This is a genomic window from Flammeovirga agarivorans, from assembly GCF_012641475.1.
GTDB lineage: Bacteria > Bacteroidota > Bacteroidia > Cytophagales > Flammeovirgaceae > Flammeovirga > Flammeovirga agarivorans.
Map to the genome: position 1 here is coordinate 654,885 of NZ_JABAIL010000002.1, position 14,551 is coordinate 669,435.

At 33.9% G+C, this 14,551-nt stretch carries 12 protein-coding genes; 6 read left to right on the plus strand and 6 right to left on the minus strand.

All coding sequences use genetic code 11. From position 1 onward, the window contains the following. Positions 1–2: 2 nt before the first annotated feature. The gene (locus HGP29_RS07425) at positions 3–716 is read left to right on the plus strand and encodes a phosphoadenylyl-sulfate reductase (protein ID WP_168881736.1); all 714 of its coding nucleotides are present in this window, start codon (positions 3–5) and stop codon (positions 714–716) included. Positions 717–938: 222 nt separating this feature from the next. Then, positions 939–1,586, plus strand: coding sequence for a hypothetical protein (locus HGP29_RS07430; RefSeq protein ID WP_168881737.1), 648 nt, complete (start codon positions 939–941; stop codon positions 1,584–1,586). Between the two features lie 79 nt (positions 1,587–1,665). Here the strand turns inward: HGP29_RS07430 and HGP29_RS07435 are convergent, their stop codons facing one another. Both HGP29_RS07435 and HGP29_RS07440 read right to left on the minus strand, forming a co-directional pair. Next, positions 1,666–1,959 carry a Dabb family protein gene (locus HGP29_RS07435; RefSeq protein WP_168881738.1) on the minus strand — a complete coding sequence of 98 codons (294 nt, stop codon included), beginning with the start codon at positions 1,957–1,959 and terminating at the stop codon, positions 1,666–1,668. A 69-nt stretch (positions 1,960–2,028) separates the two neighbouring features. Next, positions 2,029–3,246 (minus strand): hypothetical protein, encoded by a 1,218-nt coding sequence (locus tag HGP29_RS07440; RefSeq protein WP_168881739.1) that lies wholly within the window; start codon positions 3,244–3,246, stop codon positions 2,029–2,031. A 263-nt stretch (positions 3,247–3,509) separates the two neighbouring features. Here HGP29_RS07440 and porX point away from each other — a divergent pair, with 263 nt between their 5' ends. Next, positions 3,510–5,060 (plus strand): T9SS response regulator signal transducer PorX, encoded by a 1,551-nt coding sequence (gene porX / locus HGP29_RS07445; RefSeq protein ID WP_168881740.1) that lies wholly within the window; start codon positions 3,510–3,512, stop codon positions 5,058–5,060. A gap of 35 nt (positions 5,061–5,095) precedes the next feature. Here the strand turns inward: porX and HGP29_RS07450 are convergent, their stop codons facing one another. From HGP29_RS07450 to HGP29_RS07465, 4 genes are all read right to left on the minus strand, one after another. Beyond that, on the minus strand, positions 5,096–5,761 hold the full coding sequence (locus HGP29_RS07450) for an AlbA family DNA-binding domain-containing protein (protein ID WP_168881741.1): 666 nt from the start codon (positions 5,759–5,761) through the stop codon (positions 5,096–5,098). Between the two features lie 378 nt (positions 5,762–6,139). Beyond that, positions 6,140–6,529, minus strand: coding sequence for an outer membrane protein assembly factor BamE domain-containing protein (gene bamE / locus HGP29_RS07455; protein WP_168881742.1), 390 nt, complete (start codon positions 6,527–6,529; stop codon positions 6,140–6,142). Between the two features lie 6 nt (positions 6,530–6,535). Further along, positions 6,536–8,029, minus strand: coding sequence for an acetyl-CoA carboxylase biotin carboxylase subunit (locus tag HGP29_RS07460; RefSeq protein ID WP_168881743.1), 1,494 nt, complete (start codon positions 8,027–8,029; stop codon positions 6,536–6,538). Positions 8,030–8,089: 60 nt separating this feature from the next. Further along, positions 8,090–8,503: a hypothetical protein gene (locus HGP29_RS07465; RefSeq protein WP_168881744.1), complete on the minus strand. Its 414-nt coding sequence runs from the start codon at positions 8,501–8,503 to the stop codon at positions 8,090–8,092. A 205-nt stretch (positions 8,504–8,708) separates the two neighbouring features. On the opposite strand from HGP29_RS07465, the gene HGP29_RS07470 reads away from it, so the two are divergent. The 3 genes from HGP29_RS07470 (at position 8,709) to HGP29_RS07480 (ending at position 14,333) form a co-directional block, all read left to right on the plus strand. Continuing rightward, entirely contained in the window at positions 8,709–10,031 is a 1,323-nt protein-coding gene (locus HGP29_RS07470) for a tetratricopeptide repeat protein (protein ID WP_168881745.1), read from the plus strand. A 135-nt stretch (positions 10,032–10,166) separates the two neighbouring features. Then, complete coding sequence (gene smc, locus HGP29_RS07475; protein ID WP_168881746.1) at positions 10,167–13,745, plus strand: chromosome segregation protein SMC; 3,579 nt, start codon at positions 10,167–10,169, stop codon at positions 13,743–13,745. A gap of 183 nt (positions 13,746–13,928) precedes the next feature. Continuing rightward, positions 13,929–14,333 carry a tetratricopeptide repeat protein gene (locus HGP29_RS07480; RefSeq protein ID WP_168881747.1) on the plus strand — a complete coding sequence of 135 codons (405 nt, stop codon included), beginning with the start codon at positions 13,929–13,931 and terminating at the stop codon, positions 14,331–14,333. Positions 14,334–14,551: the final 218 nt, after the last annotated feature.

Here is a 14,551-nt window from a genome sequence, read left to right on the forward strand (position 1 = left end):
CTATGTCATCGCAAAGTATCATATCACAAGCTTCTGCAACATCTTTTGATGAACGCATTGATGAGATTGCGGAGCAATTGGCGAAATACAAAGCGGAGGGCAAACGTATTTTTGCTAGCTCTTCTTTTCAGCCACAAAGCGTAGTTCTGTTAGACATTATCAGTAGAATAGATAAGTCTATTCCTGTCTATTTCCTGGATACAAATTATCATTTTCCAGAAACAATAGAATTCAGAGATCAACTAGCAGAACAACTAGGGATAAACGTAATTGATATTAAATCGAACATTCCTGTCTCAGAACAAGTAGACGAGAATGGTGAACCTTTATATAAAAACCAACCTGACAGATGTTGTCACATTAATAAAGTTGAACCAATTGAAGATGTTTTAAAAGAACATGACGTTTGGATCAATGGCATTAGAAAAGGTCAATCTGCAGTTAGAGCACAAATGCAGAAGGAAGAAGAAGGTAAGCACGGTGTGTTACGTTATCATCCAATTTTAGATTGGGATTCTAAAATGATATTTCAATATATCAATGAAAGAAAACTACCGCTACACTCATTAGTTGCTAAAGGGTATTTTAGCGTAGGATGTTTGCCATGTACAGCAAAAGCAGACCCTACAAAACCTTTATGGTCTGACGACAGGTCTGGTCGTTGGTCAGGACAAGGTAAAACAGAATGTGGTTTACATACTACATTAGGAAAATAACTACCGTAATACTTAAGGAACAATCGAGGTCATCTTTAATAGGATGACCTCTTTTTTTGCCTTTTTATTTCTGAATGGGTTCGTTCGTTGAAAAAAACTTATCGTTCGTTGAAAGATTTATAAATAATGCATCCTTTCCTCCACCTTTGAAGTATCAATAATTAAATCATTCAATCAGCAAGAACAAACAGAAAAGGTTCTTTGCTTAAAAAATTAAATACCATGAAAAAGATATCATTAATCGTATTAGCTCTAGTGTCAGTATCATTCTTCGCATTTTGTCAAGGTAAAGGAGATCCTAAAAAGAGAGAGGAAGCAAAAAAGGAAATCAATGCATATATGAAAGCGAATGTACTTCCAGTTATGATTGAACAACGTAAAGAGTTGGATAAGAAGCTTTCATCTTCTGAGAAAAAAGAAATTGAATCTTTAAGAGCAAGAATCAACACCCTAAAGGCACAAAAAGAAAATATGCCTAAAAGAGATCGTTCACAAGAGCCTACTGAAGAACAACGTAAAGCATTTGAAGCTGCTAAAAAAGAAATGCGTTTAATCATGACAGATGCTTGGGCAATTGTAGACAATCATGAAGCTGACTTCGAAGCATTAAAAGAAGGTAACAAAGAAAATGCGGAAAAGTGGAAAGCTGATATGAAGGCTATCTTTGACAAATACAAGCCTGAAGGAGCTGAAGGTAAAAGAGGAGGCAAAGGAGGTCGTCATGGTAAAATGGGTATGATGATGGACCAAAATAAAGCTCCTATGTTCTTGCTAATGGACCCAACGAAATCTGTTGATGAATTAGCAGCAGAAATGGAACAACGCCAAGCAGGTAGACAAGGACACCATAGAGGTGGAAAAAGAAAATAAATAGTTAGATTAGTTCATTATTTAAATAGAAAGGTTCCTGTTACATTTTGCAACAGGAACCTTATCATTTGTGCAGTTATTAGTAATCAATATCTGCCACTAAAATATCCTCAAGAATAGGTTTTACATGGTCAGTAACAACTTCAACATGAGCAGGGTGCACTTGATATTTATTCAATGCTTCCTCAGTTTCAAAAATTGAATAAAGTACTACGCTAAAACCTTTTGCTCTATCCGAGAAATTTTCTTTAACGTGGATTTCCTTAATTTCTTCAATTTTGTTACCCAATGCGTTTAATGCATTAATCATTGCTGTAACTTGAGATGAAGTTGCCTCATCTTTAATTTTAAATAAAACCGTGTGATTTATCATATGATTGTTCTTTTAGTTTGTGCGAATTTACAAACGATAAGCCCAAATCTAGCAATAAATCTCCGCTTTTTACTGTGCACTTATTTCATTTTCTAGTTTACCATTTAAAAGAAGTTCATCTCCGTCTTCATTCTCAAATGATAAATTATATTTTGCCTTGGCAACAACTAGCCCTGAAGTCAGTGGAGTTCCTTCTACTCTGTAAACAACCACTAATGGAGAATTATCTCCATCATCTGAAACAGAAAACTCCCAATCTTCATCAGTAACAAACTCCATTTCATTATAACCACTACTTGTTAAGGTAATGCCTGCATCTGAATACAGTTCATTTAAGGCTCCCAAGTGCTCTGAAAGCTTATTATATTCACTTAGTTTCACTTCTCTTTTTTGCTGTAAAGCAACAATTTCATCAAGTGAACCTAATCTATTTTTAGTTTCTTCTACTACGCGATCAAACTTTCCTTTCTTAGCATAAAAGCTCTTCTGTGATTTCTCTACAATGATTCTATCATACAGATAATCTTGTAAGGCGATATAAAATACATCAATACTTTCCCCAGAGGCCCCTGCCTTTCGGTGTTGGTTATAGATATATTCAAAAGAAAAAAGTGTTCTTAATAGTGATCGACCTTCTTCAAAAAGTCTTTTATTAGCCACTTCTAGCTCTTCTATAGCTTCTTTTGTTCCTCCAATCGTCCCACTTTGGTTTCTCATACTTTCCATTGCAGATAAAACCTTGTCGATATTTTCCTGCATGATATTGATATCTCTAATATATCCATCTCTAGTAGCTAATAATCTAGTTAATGCAGCTTGTACTGCCCCACTCTGACCACTTGCATCACTTTGTGATATATTATCGGATAAAATTTCAGTATAATGGTAAATATCAGACATGTTAGACAGCTCTGCTTGAAGGTTTCTTAAACTTTCTTCCAACTGTCCTGTATCATCGCCAAAGTTACCTTTTAACTGTTTGATGTCTGCATCTACCTGTCGAACATTCTGATCAGCTCTCTCTACAGCTTCTTCCACTTCTTGAATGTTCATATTGGGTAATCGCATAGATATAGCTACCGCACTACCTTCTACAGCATCTCCATTTAGGTTCCAAACTGTATTGTCTTTAATATATTCATCAATAACCACTAAATCCGGATGGATTTCATCATCGTCTCCACTAAAGACAAAGAAAGCGATTGTTGTGATCAGGAGAATTCCACCGAAAACTGAACCTAAGATGATGAGTAAGTTTTTCTTTGGGGTTGTTGAGTTTTCCTCCATAACATTTTTATTATTCTTGGTTTAAGTAGGTTTTCTATCTTAGTTTTTGACCAAGTGACGAGCACTTCTCTTTTCTAACGCAATATTCTACTAATAATTTTAAGAAGATAATAATATTTTCGTTTTACGAATATCTTTAAGTGGATTAGTTAAGAGATTTCTTATTTTGTTATAAATCCATATTTTTATATTACAACCGAAACTTTATGTTCGTGTCTTAAGTAATAATTAAAAAATAATTATAGATAAACCATCCCAAAAGAATGAGTCAACAACGTATTTTATGGGCCGATGACGAGATTGAATTATTAAAACCGCATATTCTTTTCTTAACTAAAAAAGGGTATGATGTAACTCCTGTTTTAAGTGGTCTCGACGCAATCGAAAAATGTGAGGAAGAAGAATTTGATATCATTTTCTTGGATGAAAACATGCCTGGTATGACAGGCCTTGAAGCCTTAGAGCAGATTAAACGAATTAAACCTAGTCTTCCTGTAGTAATGATCACTAAAAGTGAGGAAGAATACATTATGGAAGATGCTATTGGTGCAAAAATCGCTGACTACCTTATTAAACCTATCAATCCAAAACAGATACTATTATCTGTAAAAAAACTACTGGATAAGAAAAAATTAGTCGACGAAAAAACCAATTCTGCCTATCAACAAGATTTCCAAAGCATCATGATGTCTTTCATGAATGATATGGATTGGGAAGATTGGGTAGAAACTTATAAAAAGATTGTATACTGGGACCTTGCCATCAATCAGACAGAAAATAAAAGTATGAGTGAGGTCTTTGAAATGCAGAAGAATGAAGCGAATCATAACTTCTGTCGGTTTATCAAAGACAATTATATCGACTGGATGGAAGAGCCAGATGAAAGACCTATATTGTCTCATGAGTTACTTGCCGAAAAAGTATTCCCATACGTAAAAGAAAATGACAATAGTACTTTCTTTATCCTGATAGATAACCTTCGCTATGATCAATGGAAAGTAATTGAGCCATTAGTTGCAGACTTATTCTCAATAAAAGAAGATGTTTATTGTCCAATTCTTCCAACAACCACAGCGTATGCTAGAAATGCTATTTTCTCTGGTTTAATGCCATCAGAAATTGAAGCTACATATCCTGAATGGTGGGTAAATGATAACGATGAAGAAAGTAAAAACAACTATGAGGAAGAACTTTTAGGAGAACAACTACTTCGTCATGGTATCAAAGATAAATACTCTTACAACAAGATTATTAGAGCTTCACAAGGCAAGCAGGTAAATGATCAAATCAATGCCTTAATGCATAAGAAGTTCAATGCTGTAGTGTATAACTTCGTTGATATGCTTTCACATGCAAGAACAGACACCAATATGGTTCGTGAACTTGCTCCAGATGAAGCTGCCTACCGCTCTATCACAAAATCATGGTTCGAGCACTCCACACTTTATGAAATGCTAAAAATGCTTTCAGAAAAAGATTGTAAGGTCTTTATCACTACTGATCATGGTACTGTAAGAACGCGTAAACCTTACAAAATTGTTGGTGATAGAGAAACCAATACCAACTTGAGGTACAAGCAAGGTAAAAACCTTTCTTACAATAAAAAGAATGTTTTAGTGGCCAGACATCCAGAAGACTTTGGCTTGCCAAAAACTGAAGTATCTACCTCATATGTTTTTGCAACAGAAGATTATTTCTTTGCTTACCCTAATAACTACAACTATTATGTTAGTTATTACAAGGATACATTCCAACATGGAGGCATTTCTATTGATGAAATGATTATACCATTTATTGAATTAGGTAAGAAATAATAAAAAAAGGAGTAGTTTAAAAGCTACTCCTTTTTTTATGTATTCCAAGCAAGTTTAGATGATGGATGTATAATAAACCTATCATTTACTTCCCTAGGAACTTCCTGTAATATATTTGCTAGGCACATATGAATGATGGCCTCAACAACTTCACTTTCATCCATATCCAATTTTACTAGTTCATCAACAGTTACATACCCTTTCTGATCTATTAATTGGAGTACCTTCCTTTCAATTTCTCCAAATGAGACAACATGTTCCTCCGATTTACTTCTTTCTTTAAGTAATCTTCGAATCACTTTACTCATCTGAACACTTTTATCTTCTACCCTAATATAAGGTTTACCTATTCTTCTTTTTAGATTATATAGTAAGAATACAGGCTGCTTTGTACTTGGCGGGATTTCGATTACCAATACTTGACGCATTGCAGAAACTTGTACCTTATAAACAGTATAATCGATTTTTACAGACAACCTTGATTTAATGGCTTTTTCTAACACAAACAATTCTCCATCTACATCAGTAAAACCATCTATTCTACCATCGTCTGCAACACCAACTATCAAGTAGCCACCATACTTATTGGCAAAGGCAACTACCTCTTTCATTATTTTTAAAGGGTCGGCCGCTTTCTTCTTAAACTCAATCTTAAACCCCTCTCCTTGATTGACCAACTGTTTTAAAAACTTGAGATCCATTGTGATATAATTAATAAAACAACTAATTATACATTTCGAAGTAACATTTCATGTATAAACAAAAAAGCAATTATAATATTAATTAAGACTTTATTGTTTAATTTTTTTTATCGAACTTTAAACATCACATATTTTTTATGTGAAATCGTACAGATACTTTAACAACTTACTATGTATCACTGCTAAAATCAATTCTCATTAGCTGTCAGCTTACAATTTGTTGGATGTATGACAAACATCGAAAAAGAAAAATCACACGTCCTGAAAGTAAATTTGATGATTAATAACTTCACTCAATTTAGTTAGTAAACTATTCACTCTCTATCGTTCTATAATACCATATTTCATTCAAACCAAGTATTGAGAGTGAATAGTTTTTTACAGTATTGGAGCTACTTCACGTACAGTTTCAAGTGCATCAAAATAAATTTTATACCTTTTCCCCTCTACATTACCCGTTGATCCACACTGCGAACCTGATGTCACATAATAGACATATTGTTTAGTAGAACGTTTGTCTAAATCTACTCTATCAGGCTTTCCTAAAACAGATCTTACTTCAGAGATACCTGATCCTAATAATTTATCTTTCACAGAGATAAAGTCTTTTTCTAATTTTTCTCTATCACCATGACAAGCATTCGGATCATTTTTCCATGTTTTCATATCAAACTCATCTTGTGTTATTCCAGATGGTTTTGCACAAGAAAACATTAATGAGTTGCAAGCAATTAAGCCTAAAAAAGTAATCTGTTTTAAATATTTCATTATTATCTATGTCAACCTTCTCAGTTTCCATGGAGTTAACAAATTTGTCAGTTCAGATGTTTCCTCTGACTTTTTCTTTTTATAAAAAAGTTCTGCAATTGTAGCGATTGCTACTAACTCCTCTTCTTCTGATAACGATTCTTCTAAAAATTCAGGTTTAAAATATTCCCCCACAAAGTTAGTCCCAAAGTTTCCACTTATAAAGGCCTCGTGTTGGAATACAAACTTACAGAAAGGAAGTGTAGTTTCAAGGCCTGTGATCTTATATTCATCAATTGCTCTTAACATTCTTGCAATTGCTTCAGTTCTATCCTTGCCCCAAACAATCAGTTTACCCATCATTGGGTCATAGTGCATGCTTACTTCCATTCCTTCTCTATAACCGCTGTCTACTCTTACTCGCATACCAGCAGGCTCTTGGTATCGAATTAATTTACCTGTATCGGGTAGGAAATTCTGATAAGGGTCTTCTGCATAAACTCTCACTTCAATAGCATGTCCTTGAATTTTGAGATCTTCTTGTGCATAACCCAACTCCTCTCCTTCAGCAATTCTAATTTGTTCTTTTACTAAATCAAGCTGAGTGATTTCTTCCGTTACAGTATGCTCTACCTGCAAACGAGTATTCATTTCAAGGAAATAGAAAGAATTGTCAACATCTAAAATAAATTCTACTGTACCTGCTCCAACATAATCACAAGATTGGGCGACCCTCACTGCACATTCTCCCATTTCTGCTCTAAGCTGATCCGATAACACTGCTGATGGAGCCTCTTCAATAACTTTTTGATGTCGACGTTGAATTGAACAATCTCTTTCAAATAAATGAACGACATTTCCATGCTTATCAGCTAAAATCTGAATTTCTATGTGCCTTGGCTTTTGGATATATTTCTCGATAAAAACAGCTCCATCGCCAAAAGAAGACATTGCTTCACTCACCGCTCTATCCATTTGTGATGTAAAATCTTTAGGATCTTCCACCACTCTCATTCCTTTTCCTCCTCCTCCAGCACTGGCTTTTATTAAGATCGGATAACCTACCTCTAAAGCCATCTTCTCGGCTTTTTCTATATCATCGATGGCTTCATCTCCTCCGGGAACTAATGGTACATTAAACTTTTGTACGGTGGCCTTGGCTTCCAGCTTACTCCCCATCACTTCAATAGCTTTTGGTGATGGTCCAATAAATGTGATTCCTTCTTCTTCTACCCTTTTTGCAAACGTGGCATTCTCTGATAAAAAGCCATATCCTGGATGTATCGCATCAATTTTGTATTCATGGCAAACCTTTAAAATTTTCTCCATATCCAGATAAGACTGTGAAGACGCAGGAGGACCAATACAAACAGCCTGATCTGCTGCGAGTACATGTGGAGCATCAATATCTGCCTCACTGTATACCGCTAAAGTGTAGATTCCCTCTTCTCTTGCAGACCTGATAATTCTTAATGCAATTTCACCACGGTTAGCAATAAGCAACCTTTTAATTTTCTTCATGTTTGTGTGTAAAGTATATGTGTTGTTATGTTTTGGTAGTTTTCAATTTGGATTTTACTTTTAAGTATGCCAAACCTTTTCTAGTTTCAATATAAAAGATGAAGGTATAAATCCTTTCATACCAGCCCATCTAATTTGCTTTCCATCGAAAAATATATCGATAGCTTTAGTGATTCCCAATTTAGAATCTTCTAATTTTTCTATTTTTTCCGTTTCAGAGAACATCCATTCAAAACTCTCCAACTTTTTTGTTTTTTGATCAACACCAACAAAATATAGTGAGTTATCAGTGAGTAGCATCAATCCAAAAAATGGTGGTTTCAACATCAATGAAGCCCATGTTCCTGCAACAATATTTTTATCTGAAATTTGTTGATTTGATAAATAAAGATCTACCTGTTCTAATAGGTCTACTAATGCTTTTTTATCATATGTCTTAATTTCTAATTCATTAAACCTTTCCTTCCAACTCATAACTTCTTCTTCAGTATATTCCTCAAGTGATACTATTTCATAAAATATTAATAGTCAATTATTTAAAAAAGTAACTTTTATCTTAAAATCATACTTTAGTCTAAAATTCTTATTAAATTCTGAAAGATATAACACCCAAAAACGTTATAATTATATAGACTTTAATATTTAAATAATCCAATACTATCCACTAAAATAGCACGAAATGAAAAAACTTTACTCTTTTCTTTTTGCATCTTTAATTCTAATTAATTTCTCTTATGCTCAAGATACCAGTGCTGAAGATTATTTTGTCAAAGGAGAAGTTTATGCGGAGATGGGAAAATTCAACGAAGCAATTATGGCTTATGAGGTCGCTATTGCTAAAGATGTTGATAACCCGAAATACCAATATCAACTTGGTATCGTCTACCTAAAAACGAAAAAGACAAAAGATGCATTAAAGGCTTTTGAAAAAGCAACGAAGGTAGATCCCAACTATTTAGATGCACATCTTAAACTTGCATTACTCTACAAAGAGAAAAAAGATTACAACAAAACTGTAGAGCACTTAGATGCTGCATATTCTATTGTCACTGATTCAGACAAAAAGTTAAAGTACAAAACAAGAATTATCAATATCCTTGATAAAACTAAACAATTTGAAAAAGCTGGACCACACATCGCCGACGCCAAAAACATTAATCCACAAGATGATTACATCCTATACATGGATGCAAAGTACAATAATTACATCACTAAAAACCATGAACTAGCAAAAGCCAGTATGCAACAAGCTATTGCTCAAATGGAGAAGGAAAAAGGTAAGGCACATGATCATTATTACTATGAATTAGGTGTAGCACACCATTCTTTAGAAGATTATAAAAATGCGAATATTGCTTTTAAAGAAGTAACAGATGGTAAGTTAAAAAGTAAGGTGAATACGATGACTCCCGAATATCAATATCAGATCGCATGGGCTCATTACCAATTGTATGATATTCAAAAATCAGAAGAGATCTTAACTAATGTCATCAAGATGGATCCTAACTTTGAACCCGCTTATGATTTACTAATTGAGATTAAAGAAAACAGTTTAAATAGACATGATATTGTTGTTCTATTAGAGCATAAAGTTTCCATTCAACCTGAAAACACTCAAAAGGTAAAAATCTTAGCTGACCTTATTGATCTTGAATTAAAGTTTGGTGATCTCAATGGAGCCAATAAACACATTAAGGAATTTGAACAATGTGGGATTCCATTACCAGATGTACGCTTAATGGAAGGCGTTGCAGCCATGAAAGCCCATGAGTATGAAAAGTCTACAGAGATCTTAACGGACTTGAGAAACAATAAAGTATCGAAAACGAGCTATAAAGCGAATTTCTTACTAGGCTTAGTTCAGATCAAAGAAGGGCAATGGAAAGAAGCTAAAATGACTTTCTCTCAGAATTATCCTGGTGAATTTAATGTTGCCGCAAGAGAGCAAATAAAATTTATCACAAAATATGAAAATAGTGGGGCCACTACCACTAAGAAGTAAATTCTATTCACATAGACATCCCTAATAATACTTACTTAAATTAAATAATTATAGAAAAGCCTCTCAATTTTGGGAGGCTTTGTTGTGCAATAAAAACTAAGATTAGTTACATTTGGTAGTTACTAAATAGACCAAATGTTACTAAAGAAACTAGAAATAAAAGGCTTTAAAAGTTTTGGCGATAAAGTTACGCTAAACTTTGACAAAGGTATTACTGCTGTAGTTGGACCCAACGGTAGTGGTAAATCCAATGTTGTTGATGCTATACGATGGGTATTGGGAGAGCAAAGTACTAAAGCTCTTCGATCTGAAAAAATGGACAATATCATTTTTAATGGTACTAAGTCTAGACGTCCATTACAAATGGCAGAAGTTTACCTTACTTTTATAAACAACAAAAACCTTTTACCGACAGAATACACAGAAGTAACAATTGGTCGTAGATTCTATCGTTCTGGTGAAGGTGAATATTCTCTCAACGGTGTTCCTTGTCGTCTGAAAGATATTCATAGCTTATTTCTAGATACAGGTATTGGTTCTGATAGTTATGCAATCATTGAGTTAAAAATGATTGATGAGTTACTTAATGACACTCAAAATGCCCGTAGAACACTCTTTGAAGAGGCTGCAGGTATTTCAAAGTTTAAAAAGAGTAAGAAAGAGACGCTAAAAAAACTAAAAGATACCGATGCTGATTTAGAACGTGTTGATGACTTATTGTTTGAGGTTGAAAAAAATATGCGTTCACTCGAACGACAAGCCAAGCAAGCCCAGAGATATCTTAAACTAAAGAAAACATATAGAGAATCCAGTATTCAATTAGCCATAAAAAAAGTATCAACACAAGCTGACGAAATGCACAAGCTCGCTGATACTATGACGAATGGTAATGAAGAAAGAAACAATACTCTTAAAAGAATTGAAGAATTAGAAGCTTCAATATCAAAAGAAAAAAAGGAGTCTATTGATAAAGAGCAACTTCTAGCCTCAAGACAAAAGACATTAAATGAACATATCCTTAAAATGCGTCAGATAGAATCTGAAAAGCGTATTAAAGGAGAACGTCGCAAGTTTTTAGAAGAAAAGAAGGCAACCCTACAAAATCAATCCACTATTGATAGAGAAGCTATTGCATTAGCTCAACAAGGGATTGAAGGTTTGCAAATTCAACTCAACTCCATTGAGAAAATGGTGATGGAAGTAGAAAATGAATTAACTACTACCCAACATCAAAGAGATAGTCAAACACAAAAGTCCGATGAACTAGAAGTTCAGACGAATGAGTTTGAACAACAGGTAAAAAGCAAACAGGCAACAATTTTCCAATTAAAACAGAAAATTGAAATCAACGAGGTACAACTTTCAGCTCTGAAGCAAGAGTTAGAAAGAGCACATGAAGAATCATCTGACAAAGCCTCAAGCCTTGCTGAATTTGATACTCAGTTTGCCTCTTTAGAAAGTGAGCGTTTAAGTGCCACTACGGAATATGAAGAGGTAAAAGAAAAATATAATGCACATCAGGAAAAACTTAAACTTTGTAGAGAAGACCTTGAGAATATAAAAGATCGCTCATCTGAGATCTATAGAATTCTTGATGCCAAGAAAAACGAACATAAACTCACAAAGTCATTAGTCGACAATTTAGAAGGCTATCCTGAAGCGATTAAGTATTTAAAACAAAATACTGAATGGGCTAAAGAGGCTCCGATGCTTTCAGATACACTTCATTGTGAAGATGAATATAGAGCAGCAATTGAAGGGTATTTATCTCCCTATCTTAATTATTTCGTATTAGAAAATGAAGAGGAAGCTTGGAGAGCAGTCAACCTTTTAGAAGAGATGAAAAAAGGAAAGGCCAATTTCCTTCTTTTAGATAAATTCGAAGGATACTCACCTTCTCCAAGAAAGTCTGTGGATGATGCTGTTCCTGCACTTGAATTAGTAGACTATGACGACAAGTATGCACACCTTATCATGTATTTGTTAGATGGGGTCTATATTGTGCATAGGAATCAAAATAACCTTCCAAAGAATGATAGTGTTATTCTAGTCACTAAAAATGGTAGAGCTATCCGAAGGAAATCGGCAATTACAGGTGGCTCTACAGGATCCTTTGAAGGGAAATCTTTAGGTAGAATCCGACACTTAGAACAGCTGACTGAAGAAATTAATGCTTTAGAAAAGGAAGCAGAAGACATACATATCACAAAGGTTGAGAAACAAGCGGAACATAAATCGCTATTACAAATCAACCTACAGCATGAACTTGAAAGTGCTCAACATAATGCTCAAGTTGTTACTCAGGAGTTAATCAAAATTAAAACTCAAAAAGAGGAATTTGCGAAATTCTTGGAACAAAGTAGTAACAAGAAAGAAGAAATACTTGAGCGAATTGGAGAAGCCGAAATTACTATTTCAGAAAGTAAACCTCTACTCGAAGATGAAACTTATTCTTTAGAGTATATGGAGGAACAACTGGATGAAATGAAAGATAATTTGACCATTGAAAAAGAGAAGAAAGTCGAATTATCTAGTAAGTACAATCAACTTCATATCAATTTTTTACAGCAAGAGAATCAATACAATTCACTTAGGAAAGAAATTGACTTCAAAGATGAAGAGCTAGTCAAGGCACAGAATAGAATTGATCAGAATATAGAAGAAATTGAAAATGTCGATAGAGATTTACTTCAATCTGATTCTATTGATGAAGAAGGTGCTGAGGCTCTTGAAAAGATGGAGGTTGAACGCCAGAATATTGAACAAGGCGTATTAGAAGCAGAAGAAAACTACAAAGGCACCAAAGCTTTAATCGAAGACACAGAAATCGAGATTAAGCAGCAACAAACTAGAAAAGAAAGTATTGACCAAGAATTGATGGGAGCAAATGAACGCATCAATGCTTTAAGACTTTCATTGACGTCTGTAAAAGAAAAAATTGCGGTTGAGTTTGAGGTAGATCTTGAGCAATTACTATTGATCAAACCTTCTGAAGAAGAACAGGAAGAGGAAAATGAATATAAAGACACTCCAATACATGAATTAGAACATATAAGTGAGGAGTCAAAAAGAAAGCTAAATTCATTAGGTGCAATTAATCATACTGCTATTGATGCATTTAATGAGATCAAAGAAAGAAATGCATTTATATTAGGACAAAGAGAAGACCTCAATAAAGCGAAGGAACAACTCATGAAAACAATTGAAGATATAGATAATATCGCTCAAGAAAAGTTCATGACTGCTTTTACCCAAATTAGAGACAACTTTATGGAGGTATTCCGATCTCTATTTACAGAAGAAGATAACTGTGATTTAAGATTGGCAGATGACAATGATCCACTTAACTCAAAAATTGAGATCCTTGCACAACCAAAAGGTAAACGTCCTTTAACAATCAATCAATTATCAGGTGGTGAGAAAACACTAACAGCTACGGCATTATTGTTCTCTATTTACCTATTAAAGCCTGCCCCATTCTGTATTTTTGATGAGGTAGATGCTCCTTTAGATGACGCCAATGTTGATAAGTTCTGTAGAATTATTAATAAGTTCTCATCAAATTCCCAATTTATTATGGTTACACATAATAAGAGAACTATGGCTTCTACCGATGTTATCTATGGTGTTACGATGATCGAACAAGGAGTTACTACTGTAGTTCCTGTAGACATCAGAAATACACCTCAATTGGATGCATTCACTTCTAAATAACTGAGAGTTAGCGTACAGTAAGTGTACTAAATTGACAACAACGTCCGTTTACGTACATTAACACCAATCATCAATAATAAATAAATATCTGACTATCAGTGTGTTAAATTATTTTCATATAGATTTTGAGTTAGATATTGTATTAAAACTCATGTTATACAATTACTCTCAAAATTTAACGCGATGAACTATCGGTCCCTTTACTTACTATTATTAAGTGTGCTCCCTTTGTTATGTTCCTTTGATTTTCAAGATGATACATTGAAGGACAATAGTAAACGAGAAAGAAAATCTAAGCTTATTCATCATGGTAAGTGGTACTTTTTTGCGAATAATGCTAAAGAATGCCTTGATGATAAAAATAAGATACAAGAAGCATTAGAGTGGATAGACCACAGCTTGGATATAGAAATCAACCATCTGAATTTAGAAATCAAAGGCGATTATTATGTTAAAATTGGAGATCTTCAAGAAGCTATAATTCATTATCAAAAAGCGATATTATTTGATAAAGAAGAATACGATGAGGAGAAAGACAAGAAAAGAGTCCAAAAGAAATTAACAAGGATTAGAAATCGCTTGAAATAAAAAAACTTTATAAAAAACTGAACCTCAACACTTTCATGTTGAGGTTCTTTATACGATTTTCATCAGTAGTTCGCCAGAAAAGGAAAAAGTATCCGACTAAGTTTAAAAAATCTTCAAATAAGACAATAATATCTCCGAAGTATTACAAATATAGGGAACTATTAATAAATATCAATAAATTCGTTAAATATTAACAAATAAACTTTAAAATTTATTTA

Excerpts from the sequence above, each read along its gene's own strand:
- HGP29_RS07425 (WP_168881736.1), top strand. The coding sequence starts at position 3 with ATGTCATCGCAAAGTATCATATCACAAGCTTCTGCAACATCTTTTGAT.
- HGP29_RS07430 (WP_168881737.1), top strand. The coding sequence starts at position 939 with ATGAAAAAGATATCATTAATCGTATTAGCTCTAGTGTCAGTATCATTC.
- HGP29_RS07435 (WP_168881738.1), bottom strand. The coding sequence starts at position 1,959 with ATGATAAATCACACGGTTTTATTTAAAATTAAAGATGAGGCAACTTCA.
- HGP29_RS07440 (WP_168881739.1), bottom strand. The coding sequence starts at position 3,246 with ATGGAGGAAAACTCAACAACCCCAAAGAAAAACTTACTCATCATCTTA.
- porX (WP_168881740.1), top strand. The coding sequence starts at position 3,510 with ATGAGTCAACAACGTATTTTATGGGCCGATGACGAGATTGAATTATTA.
- HGP29_RS07450 (WP_168881741.1), bottom strand. The coding sequence starts at position 5,761 with ATGGATCTCAAGTTTTTAAAACAGTTGGTCAATCAAGGAGAGGGGTTT.
- bamE (WP_168881742.1), bottom strand. The coding sequence starts at position 6,529 with ATGAAATATTTAAAACAGATTACTTTTTTAGGCTTAATTGCTTGCAAC.
- HGP29_RS07460 (WP_168881743.1), bottom strand. The coding sequence starts at position 8,029 with ATGAAGAAAATTAAAAGGTTGCTTATTGCTAACCGTGGTGAAATTGCA.
- HGP29_RS07465 (WP_168881744.1), bottom strand. The coding sequence starts at position 8,503 with ATGAGTTGGAAGGAAAGGTTTAATGAATTAGAAATTAAGACATATGAT.
- HGP29_RS07470 (WP_168881745.1), top strand. The coding sequence starts at position 8,709 with ATGAAAAAACTTTACTCTTTTCTTTTTGCATCTTTAATTCTAATTAAT.
- smc (WP_168881746.1), top strand. The coding sequence starts at position 10,167 with ATGTTACTAAAGAAACTAGAAATAAAAGGCTTTAAAAGTTTTGGCGAT.
- HGP29_RS07480 (WP_168881747.1), top strand. The coding sequence starts at position 13,929 with ATGAACTATCGGTCCCTTTACTTACTATTATTAAGTGTGCTCCCTTTG.